This is a genomic window from Collinsella sp. WCA1-178-WT-3 (M1) (genome assembly GCF_009696325.1).
GTDB lineage: Bacteria > Actinomycetota > Coriobacteriia > Coriobacteriales > Coriobacteriaceae > Collinsella.
Map to the genome: position 1 here is coordinate 121585 of NZ_VUME01000001.1, position 15856 is coordinate 137440.

The following is a 15856-nucleotide window of genomic DNA, read 5'->3' on the forward strand; positions in this document are numbered from 1 at the left end:
CATAGAAAGATCGACCTATGGCCGCTGTTAAAAAATCGGTTTCCGTTAAGGATGTGGCGCGCCTCGCGGGCGTCTCAGAACAGACGGTCTCGCGCACCGTCCACGATTCGCTCAGCGTGCGCCCCGAGACCAAGGAGCGCGTGCGTGCCGCCATGCGCGAGCTGGGGTATCGCCCCAATTTTGCCGGTCGATCGCTGCGCCGCGGCAAGTTTAAGACCGTCGGCGTCGCCATGTTCAACATTACCGGTACCGGCAACCTCGACCGTATGGAGGGCTTTGCCGCCGCCGCCGATAAGCACGGCTACGCCATTACCCTCACTAAAGTAGATGGGCATCCGTATACCCTCGAGAGCGCATCGTCGCGCATGAGCGCACTGCCGGTGGATGGCATGGTCGTGATCATGAATCGCATGCCGGCGGACTTTGGCACCTTTGAGCCGCTGCCTGGTATGCAGACGGTGCTCGTTACCATGCTGGAGCACCCGCTGTGCTCGACGGTCGATAACGATCAGTTCGATTGTTCGCGCCAGGTTGTCGAGTACTTGCTGGGGCAGGGGCACAAGACCGTGCACTTTATCTCGTGTCCCGAACGCTCGCTTTCGGGCATGCAGCGCGAGGAGGGCTGGCGCGAGACATTGCGCGCGCATGGTATTGAGCTGCCGCGACTCATCCGTGGCGACTGGACGGCGCGGAGTGGATATGCCGCAGGCCAGGCTCTGGCGGACGATCCGACCTGTACTGCCATCTATGCCTCCAATGACGCCATGGCCTACGGCTGCATTCGCGGACTCGAGTCGCGCGGAAGGCGTGTGCCCGAGGACGTGAGCGTGGTGGGGGTTGATGATAGTCTGGGCGACATCGTGCCCGATCGTCGCCTGACCACCGTGCGCTTTGACAACAAGCGTGTCGGCATGTGGGCAGTCGACAAGATTGCCGGCGCCGAGGGAGTTGCGTCTGGCGTGGAGCACATGCTGATCCCCGGCGCGCTCGTAGAGGGCGATACGGTGCACGATTTGCGTTAGGGCGCGGTCCTGTTTGGGTTTCCGTTAATCATGTTTGATATTGTTCGAAATGGTTTGGAAACCGTTCGCGGGTGAAAAGCGACCGTTCATAGCTCGAAATTACGTTTTGTATTGTTCTTATTTGTTTGAATGTTATTGTTTCTGTCATACACAGCGCAGCGCGTATGCCCGGACGCGGTGCTCTCCGTTGGTTCATATGTGAAAGGAACGCAATATGGCAACCAAAGAAGAAATCTCGATGGTTGGATTCGAGATTGTCGCATACGCGGGTGACGCCCAGACTGATCTGCTTGCAGCGCTCGATGCTGCTCGCGAGGGTGATTTTGAGAAGGCCGAACAGCTGCACAAGGATGCCAGCGATGCGCTTATCGGCGCCCACGACACGCAGACCAAGCTGCTTTCGCAGGAGGCCGGCGGCGGCGAGATGGAGATGACCTTCATCATGGCTCACGCTCAGGACACTCTCATGACCACTATGATCTTGGAGAAGCAGGCCCGCTTTACCATCGATGCCTACAAGCGCATCGCCGAGCTCGAGGCCAAGCTCGCCTAACGAGCCCGCACAACCAAGTCCCCTTCCAAAAGCCCTGCCGCTATCCGCGGCAGGGCTTTTTCTGTTCTCCTCCAAGTTGCGGTGAAATAGGGGCTGACGGCCCAAAATGATCCGTTCTCCTCCGTCCCCAGGGGATCGGTTGGCAGCGTCGCCACGAAACTGGACCATCTACTACGTTTAACCCGGTGCCCCCGAACACACCTGCGTTTCATGAAAAACTGCAGGCGTTCTACCTGTGGTTTTGTTTTTACGCCACGGGGCATGGTCGGGGATGGGCAGTTAAACGTAGTAGATGGGCCCATTTCATGGCGGGCAGGTCATGCAGCAGTCTGTTGCGCCTCTTGCCGTTCGGTTTTTCGCTGGGTGGGTATACTTCCATCCGCAATACAGGCCGGAATGAGGAGGTATCCAAATGCCGGACAACGGATCGATTCAAAAGAGAGACGCGAGCGAGATGGCTCATGGGCGTCCTGTCCAGATAACCGAGCAAACAACGGTGACCGAGCTGCAGCCCAGCCTGTCCGATGTCGTGTGCGCAAACAAAAAGCTGCAGATTGGCTTTATCGTTGCGCTCGTGGTACTGGCGCTGCTGTCGGGGTTTGTGGCTCGTCCGCATTTTGCCGATACCAAGACTTGGGACTCTACCATCGAGGTCATCGATCAAAAGAAGGGCAATGTATTGGCGCTCACGACCTCGTGCGTCGCCCTATCTGCGGGTATCACTGCGCTGCCAGGCGATACGGGAACGCCGGTTGCCGAGCAGCTCGCTCAGCTTTCGGGTAATCTTGGTATCGTGCTTGCCGTGCTATACCTAGAGAAATATTTACTCACGATTTTGTGGTCGGTTGGCCTGGGCATCCTGATCCCGTTTGCGCTGGTGCTCTTTGCAGCGTCGCTTGGCATTCACGGACGCTGGAGCACGAGCACGGTCATTCGTCGCGTGGCAACGCGTGTGCTGGTGGTCGCCATCATTAGCATGGTGTTGGTGCCCGCGAGCGTATGGGTGTCGCAGAAGGTCGATGAAACGTATCGAGTGAGCATCGAGGCGGCCGAGCAAAAGGCGACTGACGCTGCGAGTGCGGCAGATAGCGATAGCTCCAAAGCAAACAAGAAAAAGACCGAGTCCGCAGAGTCCAAGAACGTGCTTGAACAGCTTGCCGACGGCGCCTCGGGTCTCGTCACGACGGTGACCAGCGGCGCCAAGCAGATGACCGACGAGATCGTGCAGCAGGTGACCGACCTTATCGAAGGTGTCATAGTGATGATAGTGACCTCGTGCGTTATTCCATTGCTGGTGCTCGCGGCGTTTTTGTGGCTGGGGCACACACTGCTGGGGATTGATATTTCCGGGCCGACGAATTATTTGACGGGCCGCTTTCTGGGCACTCCGTCCAAGCATGCCAAGAAGGGCGGCCAGTCCTAGTAGCTAAAGCTGCCGTATATACCGGGGAATACCGCCGAAGGGCGGCCGAGACACGTTCTCGGCCGCCCTTTTGTTTGTTGAACACATGGTCGCTACTCCCGCGCCCGGTCCAAACGGTCAGCAATCATCCGTGAACGGTATTTGTTCAAAAAAGAACAAAGATAAACAAAAAGTTGTTGCAGTTACTGTTCGAATGTGTTCAAATAAACATGAACAGTGAAGAATCGCACATTCAGATGCCCGGACCTGAACGAGATTCAACACTTCCAAACAGAAACTACGCACCTGCGTATCTCTCAAGGAGGATGTCATGAGGGTTGTAATCGCTTCCGATGCCGACGGTATGTCGATGAAGGAGTCCATCAAGGAGATGCTCATCGCCGATGGTCACGAGGTCGTCGACTATTCCGAGACCCCTGCCGCGGACTTTGTCGATTCCGCTACCGCCGTTGCCAAGGACCTGCTGGAGCACAAGGATTCCCAGGGCTTCGCATTCGATAAGTACGGTGTCGGCTCCTATATGGCCGCCGTCAAGATCAAGGGCATGGTCGTCGCTAACATTTCCGACGAGCGTTCCGCCTACATGACCCGCGAGCACAACGGCTCGCGCATGGTCACCATGGGCCCGGGCGTTGTGGGCACCGAGGTCGCCAAGAAGATCGCCCGCGAGTTCCTGCGTGCACAGTACGCCGGCGGCCGTCACCAGATCCGTGTCGACATGCTCAACAAGATGGCCTAACGAGAGCCACCGAGAACTCGAACTTCTACCTCAACTTGTGAATTCAGACGAAAGGACGTTCTGATGAAGAAGACCATCGCAATCGGTTGCGACCATATCGTTACGGACGAGAAGATCTATCTGGCCGACCGCCTGGAGCAGGCTGGCTACAAGGTGCTCGACTGCGGCACCTACAGCCACACCCGTACGCACTATCCCATCTACGGCAAGGCCGTGGGCGAGGCTGTTGCCAGCGGCAAGGCCGACTTTGGCGTGGCCCTGTGCGGCACCGGCATCGGCATCACCAACGCCGTCAACAAGGTTCCCGGCGCCCGCTGCGCCCTGGTTCGCGACATGACCTCTGCCCTGTATGCCCGTCGTGAGCTCAACGCCAACATCGTGGGCTTTGGTGGCAAGATCACCGGCGAGTTCCTGATGGCCGACATCATGCTTGCCTTCCTGGAGGAGCCTTACGAGAAGACCCCCGAGCACGATGCCCTGATCGCCAAGATCGATGCCTGCAATAAGGCCGACGCCGAGGCTCAGGCTGACCCACACTTCTTTGACGAGTTCCTCGAGAAGTGGGACCGCGGCGAATACCACGACTAATTAGGTTCCGGCGTTCTACCGAACGCCGGACCGGCCGACGCTGCGAAGCCATCTGGCGGGCTAGCTGCTCCGATAACACGTTTGCTTGCTTGGCTTGAGTGCTTCGCTCTTGGCGGTACCCGGCATTCTGCAGCTTTTCAATTGACGGCTCGCGTTTCTGTGAGGGGGCGCGGGCCGGTTTTCTATCAGCCCTATTGACTTGGTGGGCTGTCGTAAGAAAGGGAAGGCTCCTATGGAGTTTGTTCTTGATAACGGTTCTATCCGCGTGGCACTGAGCACGGCGGGCGGGTCGTTCACTTCTATTGCGGCCAACGGCCGTGAGTACCTGTGGCAGGGTGATCCGGCAGTCTGGTCGGGCCAGGCCCCCATTTGCTTCCCGATCTGCGGTGGCCTTCGTGACGGCCACGCAATGACCATGGGCGGCCGCGAGGTAAGGCTCGCCCGCCACGGCTTTGCGCGCAAGCAGGAGTGGAAGCTCGAGGAACAGAGCGACAACATGGTTGCGCTGAGCTTAAGCTCTGCCGACCATGCCGAGTTGCTCGAGCAGTACCCGTATCCGTTTAAGATCGTTGCTCGTTACACGATCGATTCGGAAAAGGTTGCCGTGTCGTACGAGGTGACCAATGAGGGCACCGAGGACATGCCGTTCTTTGTGGGCGGTCACCCCGGCTTTAAGTGCCCGCTCGACGAGGGCGAGTCCTATGACGACTACGAGCTTCGTTTTGAGCAGCGTGAGGCCACCGACCTCTGCACTGCCGTTCCCTCGACGGGCCTGATTGATGTTGAGCATCGCAGCAAGAACCCGATGGTTGGCCATGACCTGCCGCTGACCCACGAACTCTTTGACTTCGCGGAGACCATCTTTGACGTGCTCGAGAGCCGCGTGGTTACGCTGACCAAGAAGACCGAGGACAAGGGCGTGCGCCTGACGTTCCCCGATATGCCGTACCTGATTGTGTGGAGCAAGCCCGAGGGTGACTTTGTGGCCGTGGAACCGTGGGGCGGCCTGTCCACCTGCTCCGACGAGGACGATATTCTGGAGCACAAGCGCGGCTGCCTGGTGGCCAAGCCGGGGGAGACCGTCACCCGCGGCTTTGAGATCGAGATCCTTTAACGAGCTATCGTATGTTTGGGGTCGCGCGTGTCGTGCCCCGGAAACAGGAGTTCAATATGATTCTGACTGTTACCATGAACCCGTCGATTGATACGCGCTATCAGCTCGATAAGCTGGTCATCGACGATGTTAACCGTGTGACGCCCGAAAAGACCGCTGGCGGTAAGGGCCTCAACGTGAGCCGCGTGCTGCTGCAGCTGGGCGACGACGTGCTCGCGACTGGCCTGCTTGGCGGTCACATGGGTGCCTATATGGCCGAGCTCATGGATGCCGACGGCGTCAAGAACGACTTTGTGCCCATTGCCGGCGAGACGCGCATTTGCCTGAATATTCTGCACGAGGGCAATCAGACCGAGCTGCTGGAGAGCGGCCCGCAGATCGCCCCGGCAGAGCTCGAGGCCTTTACGGCCAAGTTCGCCGAGCTTGCAGCGAAGGCGGACGTTGTGACGCTTTCGGGCTCGCTGCCGCGCGGCGTCGATGCCGGCTACTATGCCGAGCTCGTCAAGATCGCCGAGGAGGCGGGTGCCAAGGTGCTGCTCGACACTTCGGGTGCATCGCTGGAGGCCGCGCTGGAGTCCGACGCTAAGCCTGAGCTCGTAAAGCCCAACCTGACCGAGATTAACGGCCTGCTGGGTACGTCCTTTACGACCGATGATGTCGATGCCCTGCGCGAGGCGCTTGCCGCCGATGACCGTTTTGCCGGTATCCCCTGGGTCGTCGTTTCGATGGGCGCTGCCGGCTCGGTGGGCTTCCATGAGGGCCGCGCGTTCCGCGCCAAGACGCCCGCGATTGCGGCTGTAAACGCGACGGGTTCCGGTGACTCGACCATCGCCGGTTTTGCGCATGCCATTGCTGCTGGTGCCGACGACGTCACGGTGCTCAAGACCGCCAATACCTGCGGCAAGCTCAACGCTATGGATCCCAAGACCGGCCACCTGGTCATGGACCGCTGGGACGAGGTCTACAACAGCGTAGAGGTAACCGAACTTTAGAGTTACGGCGTACCGAACAAAACGAGAGTGGATAATCTCCCATTTTGGGCTCGCAAGCGGGCTTAGAGTGGGAGATTTTCCACTCTCATGAGAGGCAGCTAATTTGGGACGGGGCTATTTTGACTACTTCTAGATGCAAAGTAGTCAAAATAGCCCCGTCCCAAATTAGCTGCCCTTGCACCAAAAGCGGCGCCCGCCGGCGATATTGCCGGCAGGCGCCGTTGTCGTATAGGTGGCTATGTCGTGCGGGCTGCTGTTGAACGTTCGGACCCGTTCTCTACAGCGAGTCGATAAAGCGCTGCTGGGCGGCGCGACCGGCTTCGTCCCATTTAAAGACGCCGGCGTTGTCGAGCACGTGGCCAAACACCATGCCGACCTCCTCGTGCAGGATGTCGATGGCGCTATCCGCCGTAAGCTCGTCGGCGCGGCGGGCAAAGACGTCCTCGGCCCATGCGGCGTGGCTGCGGCAAAGGTCGTCGCCCTCGAGCGCGCCGGCAAGGTCGTAACTGACATCGGCCTTGGCTGCCAGCAAGTGCTCGCGGACAGCGCCGAGCTCGGGAACCAAGCGCGGCGGCAAAATGGCCAGGCCCATGACCTCGATCAAGCCGATGTTCTCCTTCTTAATATGGTGGTACTCGGCATGCGGGTGAAATACGCCCAGCGGATGCTCGTCGGTTGTGATATTGCAGCGAAGCGCCAGGTAGGCCTCGTAGATCGCGCCGCCGGCATTGCCGCGAGAGTCGACGCGGCGGATGACGGGCGTCACGGTGTTGTGGGCCACGCCGTCGGCCGTGTGTGCGATGACGCCCACAGACTCATCGGTCCACTCGCGCCAGGCGAGGATAATCTTCTCGGCGGCGTCGAGCAGCTGGGCGCGGTCGTGCGAGCGCAGTCTCAGCACCGAAAGCGGCCACTGCAACACGGTGCCGCTGACCTGGTCAAAGCCGGGCACGTTAAACTGCGAGACCTCGGCGGCATGCATCATGGGGAACTCGTGCGCGCCGCCCTGGAAGTGATCGTGCGACAGAATCGAGCCGCCCACGATGGGCAGGTCGGCGTTGGAGCCAATAAAGTAGTGCGGGAACAGGTCCACAAAATCGAGCAGGCAGGTCAGTCCCTTACGGTCGACGTGCATCGGGCGATGCTCGGCGCTCATAGCGATGCAGTGCTCGTTAAAGTACGCGTACGGGCTGTACTGGAAGCCCCAGCGCTCGCCGTTGAGCTGGATGGGGATAACGCGCAGGTTCTGGCGAGCGGGATGGGCGCCGCCGTCGGCTGCGGCGGAGCGTCCAGGGTAGCCCTCGTTCTCGATGCACAGTTGACAGGCGGGATACTTCTCGCCCGTGTTCTTTGCGGCGCCGGCCGCGGCAATGTCGCGCGGGTCCTTCTCGGGCTTCGACAGGTTGATGGTGATTTCCAGGTCGCCCCAGTTGGTGGGGGTGCTCCATTTGATATTGCGCGCGATGGCGGCGCGGCGCACGTAACCGGCGTCACAGCACAGACCATAGAACCAGTCGGTCGCGGCGCGGGGCTCGTTGACGCCCATGCGTCCGTTGAACTCCTCGTTTACAACCGAAGGCCTCGGCATGAGCGCGCCCATGATGCGCATGGCGATGCGGTCACGGCCCGACGCCGTGTCCTCGGCAGCGCCGTTGGCAACGGCGTCCTCGGAAAGCGCGGCAAGCGTGCCCTCCAGATCAAAATTGGGGAGCGTATCGGGGTGCAAGAGCGAGAGCTTCTCGTTCTGCATCGCCCAAGCCATGTCGAGGGCAGGACCCGTGGCGCCGATGCACTCGAGAATGGTGTTGTAGGCCCAGATGCGGTCATCCTGTCCGATCATGGATCGATGGATGGCATACTCAATCAGGCCCTGCGCGGCCTCGCGCACATCAGTCATTACAGCCATGCCGCGTAAGCCCCCTTGTCAGAAATTGCGTAGTGGCGGGCAGAGCCCTCGCCCAGCCAGCCGTTCATCTTGGTGATGAAGGTGTCGACCAGGTCGAGCGGCACGAAGGCCTGGATGGTGCCACCAAAGCCGCCACCGTGGATGCGGACGGCGCCGCGGCCGTCGAGCACATGCTCGGCCAGCGCCAAGGCATACATGGAAGGTTGCTCGGAGCCCAGTTTGGCGACGACATTCTGCAGGTACATGGCGGAGCTGGCACCGGACTCGCGCGTCAGGACCAGGAACTGGTCGATGTCGCCGGCGCTAAGGGCTGCCCAGCGCTTATCGACCAGGCCGTTCTCGTACCAGTAGTGAACGGCGCGCAGGCAGGCACGGTCGCCCAGCTTGGCGCGTAGCTCGGGGAGCTTGGCGTCAAAATCCGCCACGTTTACCTCGCATAGGCGTGCCTTGCCAAACTCGGCGGCGATGTCCTGCATCTCGCGCGGAACGGCGGCGTAGTCGTCGGTGGCGGCCACATGGTCGGCGCCAACCTTAACGAGCACGAGCGCGTAGCCGTGATCCTCAAAGTTGAGTTCGAGCTTCTGGGTTTTAGGCTGAGCCTGGTCCTCAAAGTCCATGTAGGCGAGGCCGCCCAAGCAAACGGCGGCCTGGTCCATCAGACCGCAGGGCTTGCCGTAATAGTTGTTCTCGGTGCGCTGGCTCATCTGGGCGAGCGCGACGGGCTCAATGGCGGGTGCGCCCCAGAGCGTCTCCATGGCACGACCGTACGCCGCCTCGACAGCAGCAGAGCTCGAAAGGCCGCCGCCCGAGGGGACGGAGCAGGTGAAGGCGAAGTCGAAGCCCTGGGGCTCAACGCCCAGAGCAGCGATTTCGTGGGCCATACCGCGGACGAGGCTCGCGGACGTGCCCTTCTCGGACTCCTGAACATCTAGCGTATCGAGCGTGATCTCAAAGGTAGGATAGCCCTCGTCGGCGACGCGGATCTTGTTGGAGTCGGTTGCCACGGCGATACCGTCAACGGCGACATCGAGCGAGCCGGCGATAACATGGCCGCCCTCGTGGTCGGTGTGATTGCCGCTGATCTCAGAACGCCCGGGCGCGTGCACGTAGAGCACCTGGCGGTCGCCGATGGGTCCAAACTCCTCCTCAAACAGCTTGGTGAGCATGGTGAGTGTCTTTTCGTCGGGGGTGGTCATGGGAGTCCTTTCCTTGGCGCGCACGGGTGAGTTTTGCGTCGCTATGAGTACGTTAACAACTTGAAGCGGCATGAACCAAGTGTTCACGATGCCGCACGTTACGGGCTATGTTAACGTACTCATAACAGATCGCTTGTCACTTTTTGAGAATCTGGTAGTCGGTAGAATTACAGCCGTGAACGGTACCGCCGTATGGACTTATAAAGCAGAAGAGATACAGATAGAAAAAGTAGAGTACGTTAACATGCGTCCGACGATAGCGGGCCTCGGAGCGGGATATATTTCTGCCCGGGCCGGCATGCACGCTATTCAGATCTCGCAAGGGTGAAGGTGATCCTGTGGCAAGGCACTCGTCCAACGATACAGGTACGCGTCCGGTCTCCATGGCCGACGTCGCCCGCGCTGCCGGTGTTTCGCAGCAGACGGTTTCGCGCGTCGCCAACGGCTTGCCCAACGTTAACGAGCAGACGCGCCAGCGCGTGCAGGCCGCTATGCAAGAGCTCGGTTTTCGTCCGAGTTATGCCGGCCGCTCGCTGCGCGACGGCCGTTACCATTCGGTCGGTCTGTGCGTCAACGATATCACCAAGTTTGGCAACCTCTCAATGATCGATGGCATCGCCAGCGCTGCTCGAGAGCATAATTGCGCCATCACGCTGGTCGAGATGTCCAAGACCGAGGAGTTTTCGCTTGCCGAGGCCACGCGTCGTATGGCTGCGCTGCCGGTGGACGGCATCATCATCGGCATGAGCCGCATGGCGCCCGATTTTGAGACGTTTGATCCGCTGCCGGGCATTGGCACGGTTATTGTTACCATGTACGCGCACCCGCGGGTGACCACGGTCGACTCCGACCATTACGGCTGCTCGCTCTTGCTTATGGATCATCTGTTTGAGCTGGGGCACGAGCAAATTCGCTATATTGGCGGCCCGTCGTTCTCGGTCGACGAGCAATTTCGTCGCGCCGGCTGGCAGGATGCGCTCGAGCATAAGCACATTAAGCCGCAGGCGCCGCTCGAGGGCGACTGGTCTGCCAACAGCGGCTACGAGGCCGGCAGGTACCTGGCCGAGCACGATCGCACCATGACGGCGATTTATGCGGCAAACGATCAGATGGCAAATGGCGCGATTGCCGCGCTGCGTGATAGCGGCCTGCGCGTGCCCGAGGACGTAAGCGTGGTGGGCGTCGACGATTCGCTCGACGACTTTGTCGCGCATAACGAGCTCACGACCGTTCGATTCGATTTACATCAGCGTGGACGCGAGGTGTTTGAGCACGCGGTTCCCGAGGCGGGTACGGCGGGCAAAACCGTTGCTATCCGTATTCCCGGCCAGCTCATTATTCGACATAGCACGGCGATGCCACGCTCATAGTTTGCGCAGGTAAACGACGATTTATCGTATTTCAATAACAATCGGTAAGGATGCCGGCAGATAACAGTTGGAATGCTGCCAAGTGCTATGATAGACAAGTTATTTTGTCTATCTAGGAGGCTTTGTCTGATGGAGATCACCAAGGATATCCGCTACATTGGCGTCGACGACCACGACATTGACCTGTTCGAGGGCCAGTACGATGTGTCCGAGAACGGTATGGCATACAACAGCTACGTTATCTTGGGCGAAAAGATCGCTGTCGCCGATTCGGTCGACGGTGGTTTTGTCGACGAGTGGCTCGGCAACCTCGAGGCCGCGCTCGATGGCCGTACGCCCGACTACCTGGTCATCCATCATATGGAGCCTGATCACTCCGCCGGTATCGCCGCCTTTATGGAGCGCTATCCCCAGGCGCAGATTGTGGCCAGCATGGGTGCTTTCCGCATGATGGTCAACTACTTTGGCACCGACTTCCCCGAGCGCAAAATGGTTGTCAAAGAGGGCGACGTGCTCGACCTGGGCGGCCACAGCCTGACCTTTATCGGCGCCCCCAACGTTCACTGGCCCGAGGTACTCTTCTCCTATGAGGCCACCGACAAGGTGCTCTTTAGCGCCGACGGCTTTGGCAAGTTTGGCGCCAACGACATCGAGGATCCCGAGGGTTGGGCTTGCGAGGCTCGCCGCTACTACTTTGGCATCGTGGGAAAGTTTGGCAAGTTTGTGCAGGCCGTGCTCAAAAAGGCTGCCGATCTGGATATTCAGATCATCTGCCCGCTCCACGGTCCTGTCCTTACCGAGAACCTGGGCTATTACCTCGACACCTATAACACCTGGTCGAGCTACCAGCCCGAGGACGAGGGCATCACCATTGCCTACGCGAGCGTCTACGGCCATCTGAAGGCCGCTGTCGAGGAGCTCGCCGCAGCGCTCGAGGCTCGCGGCCAGAAGGTTTCCGTCTTTGACCTGGCTCGCGACGACATGGCCGAGGCCGTTGAGGATGCGTTCCGCTATGACCGCCTGGTGCTCGCCTCTATCACCTATCAGGGCGAGATCTTCCCGTTCATGAGCACCTTTATCCACACGCTCGCCGAGCATGCCTACCAGAACCGCACCGTGGCGCTCGTCGAGGCCGGTTCCTGGGCGCCCACCGCTGCCAAGGTTATGACCAAGGAGCTCGAGGGCATGAAGGACATCACCCTGGCGCAGAACAAGGTGACCGTGCTGGGATCGCTCAACGACACATCGCGCGCCCAGATCGAGGCCCTCGCCGACGAGCTTTCCAAGTAGCGATATTTCGCTTTTAACGGGCAAAACCACCACAAAGGGACAGGCCCTTTGTGGTGGTTTTTGTTTAAGCGCCGGCGATGATGAGGGCTGGACGTGCGCTGTCGGCGGCCTCGGCGATTGAGGTGGCGACGGCGGCGTCGGGGTCGCTGTCCATCACGATGATGTCGACGTCGGCAAGCTCGGCAAAACGGTACATGCCGCGTCCGTTGACCTTACTGACATCCATGAGGGCGACGCTTTGACGGGTGGCACCGACCATAGCCGCTTTGGTCTCGGCCATCTGCGGAAAGTCGGTCGTAAAGCCGCAGCCGGGAACAAAAGCGCCAGGACACATGACGGCAAGGTCGGCGTGGACCATTTGGAGCGCCTGCATGGTAAGTGGGCCGTACAGATAGCGATGACCTTTGCGCAGTGCCCCGCCCAGCATGACGACATCGACCGAGGGCATGCTCTCGTCAATATAATCGGCGATGGTAATGTCGGCCGTGATAACGGTGATGCCGTCGCGCTGATCGAGGAGCCGGACGAATTCGAGCGCCGTGGTGCCCGAGTCGACGAGCAGCGTGTCGCCGTCATTAACGAGCTCGATGGCGCATTGCGCGATGGCCTGCTTGGCGGCGACGTTGACATTGATGCGGCGATCTTGCGTGGAGACGGTCAGGCGTTTGTGGAGCGATACGGCACCACCATGTGTGCGACGCAGCTTGCCTGCTTCGGCGAGCGCGTCCAGGTCGGCGCGGGCGGTGACGGAGGACACGCCAAAGGTCTGGGCGATTTCTGCTACCTGCACCGAGGCGTTATGCTCGAGTATTTCCATAATGGCGGTACGGCGCTCGTCAGCAAAAGCACGGTTGGTAGCTTGGGCCATGTTTGCTCCATTCTCGGCTAAATTTGCAGGAATTGTGTTGACTCTATTTTCGTTCATTTTCTTTTTGAGTAAGAAAACACCTTTCGATTACTTATCTTTTCTATAAAAGAAAGACGCTAAACGCTCAAAATTCAATATCGAACACGCCCACTCGGTTCCGATTCCTTCCGTTTACTTTTCAAAAACGACTGTATTGGCCTGCATGGACTCAATATCTCGCACGTGCAAAGCCGCTGAATTTCATACAATGAGCGCAGTAAAACGCAAGGTAAAACGCCTTGTGAACAACTACGCCCGATGTCCAGATGCGGGCGAGGGAGAGGAGCAAACGCTCATGGCACTTGTTACCACCGAAAAGATGCTCAAGGACGCTCAGGCCGGCCACTACGCCGTCGGCGCGTTCAACGTCGAGAACCTCGAGTTTGTTATGGCCGTTCTGGCCGCTGCCGAGGAGACCAAGTCCCCCGTCATCATGCAGACCACCCCGGGCACCATCAAGACCGCTGGTCTGGACTACTTCTACGGCATGGTGAAGGCCGCTGCCGAGCGCGCTTCCGTGCCCGTCGCTCTGCACCTCGATCACGGCGATGGCTATGACCGCTGCATGCAGGCTTTCCGCACGGGCTACACCTCCGTCATGATCGACGGCTCGCACGAGTCCTTCGAGGACAACATTGCCCTGACCAAGTCCGTCGCCGACGCTGGCCGCGCCATGGGCGTGCCCGTCGAGGCCGAGCTCGGCAAGGTCGGCGGCAAGGAGGACGACGGTCCCGCGGTTGAGGGCGAGAGCCCCTACACCGATCCTGCCGAGGCCAAGGAGTTCGTCGAGCGCACCGGCTGCACCTCGCTGGCCATTGGCGTTGGCACCAGCCACGGCGTGTACACGAGCGATCCGCACATCGAGCAGTCCGTGGTCAAGGCCATCCGCGACGCCGTCGACGTGCCGCTGGTTCTGCACGGCACTTCCGGTGTGCCCGATGAGCAGGTTGCCGAGGCTGTGAAGAACGGCATCTGCAAGGTTAACTACGCTACCGAGCTGCGTCAGGCCTACACCAAGGGCTTCATGGCCTACATGGCCGAGAACCCCGCCTGCTTCGATCCCAAGAAGCCGGCCAAGGAGGGCATGCGTGAGATCACCGAGCTGGTTAAGATCCGCATGACCAACCTCAACTCTGTGGGCAAAGCAGAGTAACAGCAAGGGTACTCTGATCCCACCGGGCCGTCCGGAAACGGAAAAGGGCCTATCTCTCAGAACGTCCTCGGACATGTCGGAAGCCCCGCTGCGCGCTACGCGCTGCGGGGCTTCCTCCGTCTCGATGTCCACCAAAAGGTTGTGCACGGGGTGTGCTGCTAGGTCCCGTTCGTTGGCAGTATTATGCCGCGGCTGCTGCAAAGAAGCGCTAAAGAAAGGCTTAATCAGGTTTGATATAACAATGAAACCGCAGGTCAAAGGTATCGAATAACACTCTTGAAAGGTTTTGAGCTTAAGGGCTTTCTAAGGTTTGCGGCTCGGATGTGGCGCGGACGTGCGGAGCGTGTGAATGATCGCTGTTAGCGCTGCGGTGCGGCGGCGCGTACCTGTTCGATGACCTTTTCCATGGTGGCGTCAATGCGGTCTTTCTTGAGCTCACATTCCCAGACGGTGATGGGCGTCCAGCCCATTTGGGTAAGCGCGTCGATGGCGGCTCGGTCGCGCTCGACGTTGCGGCGAAACTTTGCCTCCCAAAACTCAACATTGCGCTTGGGCTGGCTCGGATTGCACTTAGGGCAGCGATGCCAAAAGCAGCCGTTGACGAAAATGGCGATCTTGCGCCCGGGAAAGGCGATGTCAGGCTTGCCGGGTACCTTCCATTCCAGACGGTATCCCGTAAGGCCCGCTGCCCGCAGGCGCTGGCGAACGAGCAGTTCGGGTTTGGTGTTGGCGCGCTTGTTGCCCTTCATGGACTTTTTTATAGCGGCGCGACGGCGCACCAGTTCGCGCTCGTCAGCGGAGAGGTCCGAGGTATCGATGCCGTCGAGCAGACCTGGCTTGGGACGCTTTTTGCTGCGGCGCTTAGGTGCGCGCTTGGGCTTGGTGGCGGGTTTGTCGGCCGTGTTGGGCGTGGCGTCATCGGCGGCGCCGTTGGCCTCAAGCCGATCTTCCTTCAACTCAATCAGAGCATCGATGAGCCCCTTGTCGGCGGGCATCCACTCAACGGTGGCAAGCGAGGTGCGCGGAATCCAGCGGATATCGAGCTGGCGGTCGTGCTTCTGGGGCTCATCGGATTCTTTAGCCAGCGAGCAGTAGTAACACTCCATTGAGAGATGAAAATCGGGGTAGTCATACTCAACGGTGTAAAAATCGCGCAGGTTGGTGACTTTTACCTGCAACTCTTCCATGAGCTCGCGGCGTACGGCGTCCTCGGGCGTCTCGCCGCGCATGAGCTTGCCGCCGGGAAACTCCCAAAGTCCCTGCATGTCGCCATAGCCGCGCTGCACGGCAAGCAGCTCGTCAGATCCTTCCTTGCGAATGATCCCAGCGGCAACATGAACAGTCTTCAACAGGAGTCCTCTCTCAACATCGACACGTGGCAGGGTAGCTCATTTGGGTAGTCTTTTTGGGACGGGGCTTTTTTAGCTGCCCTATGTCAAATGCGGCCTCATGCTTCGAAGGCTACGGATAGGGTAGCTAAAAAAGCCCCGTCCCAAAAAGACTACCCCTACCTTACGCAACGGTAAGGCAAGCGTAAGCGATATCGATGGTAGCCGACTCGGCTTCTTGCGACTATAGATGCCGTAGACTAATCGCAAGAAAG

14 protein-coding genes are annotated in these 15856 nt (G+C 59.6%); 10 read left to right on the forward strand and 4 right to left on the reverse strand.

Annotated elements, in window-relative coordinates:
• Positions 1-17 precede the first annotated feature (17 nt).
• The 7 genes from FYJ40_RS00565 to FYJ40_RS00595 all read left to right on the forward strand — a co-directional run bounded on the left by FYJ40_RS00565 (position 18) and on the right by FYJ40_RS00595 (position 6431).
• Positions 18-1022, forward strand: a complete 1005-nt coding sequence (locus tag FYJ40_RS00565; RefSeq protein WP_154514973.1) for a LacI family DNA-binding transcriptional regulator — start codon at positions 18-20, stop codon at positions 1020-1022.
• Between the two features lie 214 nt (positions 1023-1236).
• Entirely contained in the window at positions 1237-1575 is a 339-nt protein-coding gene (locus FYJ40_RS00570) for a PTS lactose/cellobiose transporter subunit IIA (RefSeq protein ID WP_055252615.1), read from the forward strand.
• A gap of 412 nt (positions 1576-1987) precedes the next feature.
• On the forward strand, positions 1988-2998 hold the full coding sequence (locus FYJ40_RS00575; protein WP_154514972.1) for a hypothetical protein: 1011 nt from the start codon (positions 1988-1990) through the stop codon (positions 2996-2998).
• 310 nt (positions 2999-3308) lie between these two features.
• The gene (lacA, locus tag FYJ40_RS00580) at positions 3309-3737 is read left to right on the forward strand and encodes a galactose-6-phosphate isomerase subunit LacA (RefSeq protein ID WP_006234830.1); all 429 of its coding nucleotides are present in this window, start codon (positions 3309-3311) and stop codon (positions 3735-3737) included.
• A gap of 63 nt (positions 3738-3800) precedes the next feature.
• Positions 3801-4325: a galactose-6-phosphate isomerase subunit LacB gene (gene lacB / locus FYJ40_RS00585; RefSeq protein WP_006234831.1), complete on the forward strand. Its 525-nt coding sequence runs from the start codon at positions 3801-3803 to the stop codon at positions 4323-4325.
• 232 nt (positions 4326-4557) lie between these two features.
• Positions 4558-5439: an aldose 1-epimerase family protein gene (locus FYJ40_RS00590; protein WP_154514970.1), complete on the forward strand. Its 882-nt coding sequence runs from the start codon at positions 4558-4560 to the stop codon at positions 5437-5439.
• A gap of 56 nt (positions 5440-5495) precedes the next feature.
• A complete protein-coding gene (locus FYJ40_RS00595) occupies positions 5496-6431 on the forward strand; it encodes a hexose kinase (protein WP_154514968.1) in 936 nt (311 codons plus the stop codon).
• A 277-nt stretch (positions 6432-6708) separates the two neighbouring features.
• On the opposite strand, the gene FYJ40_RS00600 is transcribed toward FYJ40_RS00595, so the two are convergent.
• Together FYJ40_RS00600 and FYJ40_RS00605 are read right to left on the reverse strand one after the other, a co-directional pair.
• Positions 6709-8337 (reverse strand): UDP-glucose--hexose-1-phosphate uridylyltransferase, encoded by a 1629-nt coding sequence (locus FYJ40_RS00600; protein ID WP_229770600.1) that lies wholly within the window; start codon positions 8335-8337, stop codon positions 6709-6711.
• Positions 8328-9533: a galactokinase family protein gene (locus FYJ40_RS00605; protein ID WP_195838507.1), complete on the reverse strand. Its 1206-nt coding sequence runs from the start codon at positions 9531-9533 to the stop codon at positions 8328-8330. The genes FYJ40_RS00600 and FYJ40_RS00605 overlap by 10 nt, the downstream gene beginning before the upstream one ends.
• A 383-nt stretch (positions 9534-9916) precedes the next feature.
• Here FYJ40_RS00605 and FYJ40_RS00610 point away from each other — a divergent pair, with 383 nt between their 5' ends.
• Together FYJ40_RS00610 and FYJ40_RS00615 are read left to right on the forward strand one after the other, a co-directional pair.
• Complete coding sequence (locus tag FYJ40_RS00610; protein ID WP_154515200.1) at positions 9917-10903, forward strand: LacI family DNA-binding transcriptional regulator; 987 nt, start codon at positions 9917-9919, stop codon at positions 10901-10903.
• Between the two features lie 129 nt (positions 10904-11032).
• The gene (locus FYJ40_RS00615; protein ID WP_195838506.1) at positions 11033-12193 is read left to right on the forward strand and encodes an FprA family A-type flavoprotein; all 1161 of its coding nucleotides are present in this window, start codon (positions 11033-11035) and stop codon (positions 12191-12193) included.
• 64 nt (positions 12194-12257) lie between these two features.
• Here FYJ40_RS00615 and FYJ40_RS00620 read toward each other — a convergent pair whose 3' ends face one another.
• Positions 12258-13061: a DeoR/GlpR family DNA-binding transcription regulator gene (locus tag FYJ40_RS00620; RefSeq protein WP_154514964.1), complete on the reverse strand. Its 804-nt coding sequence runs from the start codon at positions 13059-13061 to the stop codon at positions 12258-12260.
• A gap of 334 nt (positions 13062-13395) precedes the next feature.
• Between FYJ40_RS00620 and FYJ40_RS00625 the strand changes: the two genes are divergently transcribed.
• Positions 13396-14253: a class II fructose-bisphosphate aldolase gene (locus tag FYJ40_RS00625; protein WP_022095149.1), complete on the forward strand. Its 858-nt coding sequence runs from the start codon at positions 13396-13398 to the stop codon at positions 14251-14253.
• A 359-nt stretch (positions 14254-14612) separates the two neighbouring features.
• Here FYJ40_RS00625 and vsr read toward each other — a convergent pair whose 3' ends face one another.
• Positions 14613-15602 (reverse strand): DNA mismatch endonuclease Vsr, encoded by a 990-nt coding sequence (vsr, locus tag FYJ40_RS08975; protein WP_229770601.1) that lies wholly within the window; start codon positions 15600-15602, stop codon positions 14613-14615.
• Between the last annotated feature and the right edge of the window lie 254 nt (positions 15603-15856).